We start from the raw sequence: 7,327 nt of genomic DNA, 5'->3' as shown, positions 1-7,327 counted from the left end.
ACCGCGGCTGCTGGCACGTAGTTAGCCGGCGCTTCTTCTGCAGGTACCGTCACTTTCGCTTCTTCCCTGCTGAAAGAGGTTTACAACCCGAAGGCCGTCATCCCTCACGCGGCGTCGCTGCATCAGGCTTTCGCCCATTGTGCAATATTCCCCACTGCTGCCTCCCGTAGGAGTCTGGGCCGTGTCTCAGTCCCAGTGTGGCCGGTCGCCCTCTCAGGCCGGCTACCCGTCGTCGCCTTGGTAGGCCATTACCCCACCAACTAGCTGATAGGCCGCGGGCTCATCCTTCACCGCCGGAGCTTTCAACCCTCTCCCAGGAGGAAGAGAGTGTTATCCGGTATTAGACCCCGTTTCCAGGGCTTGTCCCAGAGTGAAGGGCAGATTGCCCACGTGTTACTCACCCGTTCGCCACTAATCCACCCCGAAGGGCTTCATCGTTCGACTTGCATGTGTTAAGCACGCCGCCAGCGTTCGTCCTGAGCCAGGATCAAACTCTCCGTGAATGTTTTCCCGTAATCGGGAGACACATCACGAGAGCGGAACAACAAGGTCGGAATATGACCCGTTGTCCACTGCGTCCTCGCTGTGTTGTGCCTACCCGGCCACAAGGACCCGGCAGGACTTTCAAAGGAACCACCAACCTGCCGAAGCAGGCCGGGGTATCAACATATCTGGCGTTGACTTTTGGCACGCTGTTGAGTTCTCAAGGAACGGACGCTTCCTTTGTACTCACCCCTGCGGGCTTTCCTCCGGGCGCTTCCCTTCGGTCTTGCGTTTCCGACTCTATCAGACTCTTTCGTGTCCGATTCCCGGTCGAAGCGGGTCTTTCCTTTTGCCTTTCGGCGGTTTCAACCTTACCAGACTCATTTCTTCCCGTTTCCGGTCCGAGATTTGATTCCGGTGGCCGTTGAAGTGACCTTGCCTTTCGGCTGATTCGACTTTATCAGAAGCGTTTCGGCCGAACCTAATCGACTTCTGCTTCGGAAGGTGGGAATCGAATGGCTCTGCGGAAATTCGAAAATTCGATTTCCAGTGAGAGCGAGGTAGACATTAGCTGGCCGAACCGGAACCTGTCCAGTTCGAGGCAACCGTTAAAATCTACCTCCCCCAGTCCGCCGTGTCAACGGTTTTTTGGGGCGAAGAGGAGACTAGCAGGTCAGCAGCGCCAGATGCACATCAGGCGGCGGTCGGCACCTCGGCGCTTCGTTCGACCGCATCCCGGTCGCCCGCCTCACCGACGCAAGCCGTGCGGCCGCCCAGTACGTAGACGTAACGGAGACGTACAGGAGGAGGGGCGTTCGGCGACGGCTCCCGGCGGGATGCGGGCCAGGTCGGCAGACGGGCAACCCGCTCGAAGACGCCGTGCGCCCCGGCGCCAGTACGGCTGGCGAAGAGGCGGGGCGTTCGCCTGCCGCCGGGTCGTGCCGCCCGTATGACGACAGGGCCTAGCGGTCGGAGGGCGGGGAGTCCAGGTCCTCGAGCTCGATGCCGGGGGCGGAGAGCACCACGTCGCCGGCGAGGTGGATCGTGTGCCGCTCGCCCGTGTCCAGGGCGCTGACCTGGTATTCGTCCACCTGCAGGGGGCCGTTGTCAGTGGGGTGCGCTTCACTGTTCACCAGGGCCCAGGACTGGTCGAGGGTACGGGGGGCGAGGACCGGGTCCGTGAAGGTGACGACCCGGACGCGGGTCGCGGGGGAAGCGGGGGTGAGGCGCAGCAGACGAGCGGTCGCGACGAGGAAAGCGGGGGACGTTCCGTTGAAGGCGTGGGCGCGGACATTGCCTTCGGTGGCATGAGCACCCGTCGGGTCGGTACGGACCCAGGTGAGGCCCTCCAGGGCGGCACCGCGGACCTGCCAGTCGGCGGATTGGAGTTCGAGTCGAAGGGGGCGGCCGAGTTCATCGAGGGTGAGGTCGACGGATCCCAGGTGACTGCCGGACGGGGCGCTCGTTTGGGAGATGTAGCGCCAGCCGGAAGGGCCGGGCGCGCAGTGGAAGCGTTCTTCGCCGAGAGGGGTGTGGTCGTGGACGTCGTGAAGCGAATATCGGCCGCGGGGCATGGGGTCCTTCGAGTCCTCGGCTCGTGCGGGTGCGGTACGGCGCAGGCCCCCGACACGGGGGTGCGGGGGCCTGCGTTCGTCGCTGCTGCTGATCCGCCCGGGTCGCGCTGAGCACCCGGTGCCGGCCCGGATCGGCCGGACCGTCCGAGGTCCGGCCGGCCCCGGGCCGGTCAGGTGATCAGTAGCGGTAGTGGTCGGGCTTGTACGGGCCTTCGACCTCGACACCGATGTACGCGGCCTGCTCGGGACGGAGCGTCGTGAGCTTCACGCCGAGCGCGTCGAGGTGGAGACGGGCGACCTTCTCGTCCAGGTGCTTGGGCAGCACGTACACGTCGGTCGGGTACTCCTCGGGCTTCGTGAACAGCTCGATCTGCGCCAGCGTCTGGTCCGCGAACGAGTTGGACATGACGAACGACGGGTGACCCGTCGCGTTGCCCAGGTTCAGCAGCCGGCCCTCCGACAGCACGATCAGCACCTTCCCCTCGGGGAACGTCCAGGTGTGGACCTGCGGCTTGACCTCGTCCTTGACGATGCCCTCGATCCTCGCCAGACCGGCCATGTCGATCTCGTTGTCGAAGTGACCGATGTTCCCGACAATCGCCTGGTGCTTCATCCGGGCCATGTCCGAGGCCATGATGATGTCCTTGTTGCCCGTCGTCGTGACGAAGATGTCGGCCAGCTCCACCACGTCGTCGAGAGTGGCGACCTGGTAGCCGTCCATCGCCGCCTGGAGGGCGCAGATCGGGTCGATCTCGGTGATGATCACGCGGGCGCCCTGGCCCCGGAGGGACTCCGCGCAGCCCTTGCCGACGTCGCCGTAGCCGCAGACGACGGCGGTCTTCCCGCCGATCAGGACATCGGTGGCGCGGTTGATGCCGTCGATCAGGGAGTGACGGCAGCCGTACTTGTTGTCGAACTTCGACTTGGTGACCGCGTCGTTCACGTTGATCGCGGGGAACAGCAGGCTGCCGTCGCGGTGCATCTCGTACAGGCGGTGCACACCCGTCGTGGTCTCCTCCGTGACGCCACGGATCTCGGAGGCCAGCTGCGTCCACTTCTGCGGCGACTCACCCAGCGTCCGGTTCAGCAGCGTCAGGATGTGCGCGTACTCCTCGCTGTCCGCCGTCGCCGGATCCGGAGCCGCACCCGCCTTCTCGAACTCCACACCCTTGTGCACCAGCAGCGTGGCGTCACCACCGTCGTCCAGAATCATGTTCGGACCACCGGTGGGGGTGTTCGGCCAGGTCAGGGCCTGCTCCGTGCACCACCAGTACTCCTCCAGCGTCTCGCCCTTCCAGGCGAATACCGGAACACCCGCCGGCGCCTCGGGGGTGCCGTTCGGGCCGACCGCGATCGCGGCGGCCGCGTGGTCCTGGGTGGAGAAGATGTTGCAGGAGGCCCAGCGCACCTGCGCGCCGAGGGCGACCAGGGTCTCGATCAGCACGGCGGTCTGCACGGTCATGTGCAGCGAGCCGGTGATGCGGGCGCCGGCCAGCGGCTGCGCGGCGGCGTACTCCTTGCGGATCGACATCAGACCGGGCATCTCATGCTCGGCAAGCGTGATCTCCTTCCGCCCGAAAGCGGCAAGAGAGAGATCGGCGACCTTGAAGTCCTGTTGATTGGCGACCGTCGTCATAACGGGCTGCTCCTCGTTGTGGAGTCGAGGGTGGGTAGGGCGGCTCTGCGGCGCGGGCACACGAATGCCCGGGCGCTCGCAGCGCAGTCCGTCGGAGGCCCTCTCTCCCTCGGCCGGTCCGGCGTACGGACCGATCGACCGCCATCAGCAGCGACGTCTGACACTGCCGTCGAATCTACACCGAACGGCGCAGCCGCTCCCAGTCCACCGGGGCGGATCCGGGGTGGGAGCGGCTGTATCGGGTGCGCGATGGCGGGCCCGGTGCTGTCAGTGGCCGGATTCCGTCGGGCCGGTTTCCTCCGTGCCCGCCGGGGTGTCGGCCGCCTCGGAGCCCGGCTCGGCGGCTCCCGGTTCGGGGGCTTCCGGGCCGGGGGTGGTGTGGGTGCCTCCGGGGGCCTTGGCCGGGTTGGTGCCGGCCGCTGCCGCCGCGGCGTTGTAGATGTCCGGCTCCAGGTAGATCACCCGCGCTATCGGGACGGCGGCGCGGATACGCGCTTCGGCGGCGTTGATGGCGTTGGCGACCTCGTCGGCGGTGTCGTCGTGCTGAACCGCGATCTTGGCGGCGACCAGCAGCTCTTCCGGGCCGAGGTGGAGCGTACGCATGTGGATGACTCCGGTGACGGTGTCGCCGTCGACCACCGCGGCCTTGATCTTCTCGACCTGGTCGACGCCGGCCGCCTCGCCGAGCAGCAGGGACTTGGTCTCGGCGGCCAGCACGATCGCGATAACGATCAGCAGGATGCCGATGCAGAGGGTGCCGATGCCGTCCCAGACGCCGTTGCCCGTGCCGAGGGCCAGGCCGACGCCGCCGAGGGCGAGGACCAGACCGATGAGCGCGCCGAAGTCCTCGAGGAGCACGACGGGCAGTTCCGGCGCCTTCGCGCGGCGGATGAACTGCGTCCAGCTGAGCGAGCCGCGCGACTCGTTGGACTCCTTGATCGCCGTACGGAAGGAGAAGCCCTCGGCGATGATCGCGAAGACCAGGACGCCGACCGGCCAGTACCACGCCTCCAGCTCGTGGGGGTGCCTGATCTTCTCGTAGCCCTCGTACACCGCGAACATGCCGCCGACGGAGAACAGGACGATGGAGACGAGGAAGGCGTAGATGTAGCGCTCGCGGCCGTACCCGAAGGGGTGCTGCGGGGTGGCCTCGCGCTGGGCCCGCTTGCCGCCGAGGAGCAGGAGGCCCTGGTTGCCGGAGTCGGCGAGCGAGTGGACGCTCTCCGCGAGCATCGACGAGGACCCGCTGAACAGGAACGCCACGAATTTGGCCACTGCGATCGCGAGGTTGGCGCCGAGTGCCGCCACGATCGCCTTGGTTCCGCCTGACGCACTCATGGGTGCCTGGTGTCCCTTCTTCGGTCTGCGGCTCCGACGGCCGCGGTGTGGCGGCACATTGTTGCAGCCCTCGTCACGGACGGTGCGTCAGGCCACCACTGTCGCACGGAACAGCGTGCCCGCTCCGGACACGTCTACCCGCTCGCCCGCCGGTACGAAGACCGATTCACCGGGCGCGAGGGCGAGGTCGCCGGCGCTCGGAGCGCCCGCCGTGCACAGCAGGATCTGCGGCGTGGACGCGGTCAGGTCCGCGGGGGCGGCGCCGGGCGACAGGTCGAAGCGGGAGAGGCGGAACTCGTCCACCGGCGTCTCGTACAGCTCCTCGCCCGACGGGGACGCCTCCGGGCGCAGGATGCCCGGGTCGGTCGCCTCGAAGCGGACGATGCGCAGGAGCTCGGGTACGTCGATGTGCTTGGGCGTCAGGCCGCAGCGCAGCACGTTGTCCGAGTTGGCCATGATCTCGACGCCGAGGCCGTCGAGGTACGCGTGCGGGACGCCCGCGCCGAGGAACAGCGCCTCGCCGGGCTGGAGCCGTACGTGGTTGAGCAGCATGGCCGCGATGACGCCCGCGTCGCCGGGGAAGTGGTGGGCGATGCGGGCGTACGGGGCGTAGGCGCCGCCGATCCGTTCCGCTGCGGCAGCGGCGGCGGTCACCGTCTCGGTCATCTCGTCCGGGTCCGCGGTGAGGATCGCCGTCAGGACCTCGCGCAGCGCGGCCTCCTCGGGCTGGGCGCGGAGCAGGTCCGCGTACGGCTTGAGGGAGTCGACGCCCAGGCCCTCCATCGCCTCGGCCGCCTCCAGGGGCCGGCGGAATCCGCACAGGCCGTCGAAGGGGGTGAGCGCGCAGATCAGCTCGGGCTTGTGGTTGGCGTCCTTGTACGTGCGGTGGGGGGCGTCGATCGGGACCGACCGGCTCTCCTCGTCCGCGTAACCCGCCTTGGCCTGGTCCAGGTTCGGGTGCACCTGGAGGGAGAGGGGGGCGCCCGCGGCGAGCAGCTTGAGGAGGAAGGGCAGGCGGGGGCCGAACTTCTCGACGGTCGCCGTGCCGAGTTCGCGGGCGGGGTCGGCGTCGATGACGTCGGTGAGGGGCTGCTCGGCGTGAACGGTGCCGGTTTCGGTGCGGGTGATCCGGGAGGGGGCGCCCGGGTGGGCGCCCATCCACATCTCCGCCTGCGGCTCGCCGGTGGGGGCGACGCCCAGCAGGGCGGGGATCGCGGTGGTCGAGCCCCAGGCATACGGGCGCACGGTGTTGGAGAGCCGGTCCATGGATCAGTCCTTGTGTTGCTGTGCTGTCTTGGCGTGGTGCGGGTGTCTCAGGCGCCGGGGGCCGAGGCGAGCGACAGGTAGACCGCGGCGAAGTCGGTGACGGCGAGCAGTTCCGCGAGGGATTCGAGCGTGCTGCCCTCCTCCGGTTCGAGCTCGCTGATCGCCGTGTCGTGGCCGAGGGCCAGTTCGCGGGCGGCCGGGGCGGCGCTGAGGCCGCCGGTCGGGCGGTCTCGGAGCAGTACCACCCGGGCGTGCAGGGGCTCCGGCTCCTCGACGCGGTCGCGGAAGAAGTCGTCCGGGTCCGCGCCGGCGGCGAAGGCGCCCGCCAGCAGGCCCCCGTGCGTGGGAAGCGCCTCCGGGAGCGCGGCGGCGAGGGCCGGGCGTCCGGAGAGCTCCGCCAGGACCGCGGCGAACCGGCGTCCGACCGGGCCGGCCGCCGCGCCCTCCGTCCAGATCAGCGGGAGGGTGTCCGCGAGCTCGGCGGCGAGGGTCTTGGCCGGGTTGCTGTACGTGGCCACGGCCGGGCCGCAGCGCTCCGCGGTGCGGTCCAGGCGGTCGGCGACGCTCTGGAGGGCGTCGGCGGGGGCGGTGACCAGGCCGACGCGGTCGAGCAGGGCGAGGAGCGGGGTGAGCAGGGCCCAGAGGGTGCCGGGGCCGGCGGCGGACGTCTCGGCGTCGTACTCGCCGTGCGGGGCGGAGGCCATCGGGACGACGACGCCGTGCACGCCGTGGACCGCCTCCCGCAACGGGGAGCGCAGCGGGGCGACGGCCACGACCGTGCAGCCACGGCGGTACGCCTGCTCCGCGAGGAGGGCGAGGCCCGGTTCGGAGCCGTCCGCGGTGGCGATGAGCAGCAGGTCCACGGAGCCGGCCCAGCCGGGGAGGGTCCAGCGGAGTGCGCCGGGGGCGGGGGCGACGCCGGTCGGGGGGATGCGGGTGACCGGGGCGGAGGCGCCGGCGAGCGCGGCGATCAGGTCGGCGACGCCGGTCGCGGCGGTGCCGGGGCCCGCGATCAGGACGGCGCGCGGGC

General features: G+C 69.2%; 5 protein-coding genes and 1 rRNA gene. All 6 read right to left on the bottom strand.

Annotated features, from left to right (window positions below; translation table 11 throughout):
- A 16S ribosomal RNA gene (locus tag G3I41_RS04220) occupies window positions 1-503 on the bottom strand; the annotation flags it as partial.
- Between the two features lie 942 nt (window positions 504-1,445).
- Window positions 1,446-2,057: a hypothetical protein gene (locus G3I41_RS04215; protein ID WP_164398952.1), complete on the bottom strand. Its 612-nt coding sequence runs from the start codon at window positions 2,055-2,057 to the stop codon at window positions 1,446-1,448.
- A gap of 178 nt (window positions 2,058-2,235) precedes the next feature.
- Complete coding sequence (gene ahcY, locus G3I41_RS04210; RefSeq protein WP_164398951.1) at window positions 2,236-3,693, bottom strand: adenosylhomocysteinase; 1,458 nt, start codon at window positions 3,691-3,693, stop codon at window positions 2,236-2,238.
- Window positions 3,694-3,960: 267 nt separating this feature from the next.
- The gene (locus G3I41_RS04205) at window positions 3,961-5,031 is read right to left on the bottom strand and encodes a cation diffusion facilitator family transporter (RefSeq protein WP_164398950.1); all 1,071 of its coding nucleotides are present in this window, start codon (window positions 5,029-5,031) and stop codon (window positions 3,961-3,963) included.
- An 87-nt stretch (window positions 5,032-5,118) separates the two neighbouring features.
- Window positions 5,119-6,297 carry a mannose-6-phosphate isomerase, class I gene (manA, locus tag G3I41_RS04200; protein ID WP_164398949.1) on the bottom strand — a complete coding sequence of 393 codons (1,179 nt, stop codon included), beginning with the start codon at window positions 6,295-6,297 and terminating at the stop codon, window positions 5,119-5,121.
- A 47-nt stretch (window positions 6,298-6,344) separates the two neighbouring features.
- Window positions 6,345-7,327 (bottom strand): SIS domain-containing protein (locus tag G3I41_RS04195; RefSeq protein ID WP_164398948.1); only part of this gene is annotated, 983 nt, incomplete at its 5' end.

This window comes from Streptomyces sp. SID9727 (assembly GCF_010550605.1).
GTDB lineage: Bacteria > Actinomycetota > Actinomycetes > Streptomycetales > Streptomycetaceae > Streptomyces.
The sequence above is the reverse complement of the archived record's forward strand: the minus strand, read 5'-3'. Positions and strand labels throughout refer to the sequence as shown.

Bases quoted from the DNA above. Each gene is read 5' to 3' on its own strand.
- G3I41_RS04215 (WP_164398952.1), bottom strand. From the start codon at position 2,057: ATGCCCCGCGGCCGATATTCGCTTCACGACGTCCACGACCACACCCCT.
- ahcY (WP_164398951.1), bottom strand. From the start codon at position 3,693: ATGACGACGGTCGCCAATCAACAGGACTTCAAGGTCGCCGATCTCTCT.
- G3I41_RS04205 (WP_164398950.1), bottom strand. From the start codon at position 5,031: ATGAGTGCGTCAGGCGGAACCAAGGCGATCGTGGCGGCACTCGGCGCC.
- manA (WP_164398949.1), bottom strand. From the start codon at position 6,297: ATGGACCGGCTCTCCAACACCGTGCGCCCGTATGCCTGGGGCTCGACC.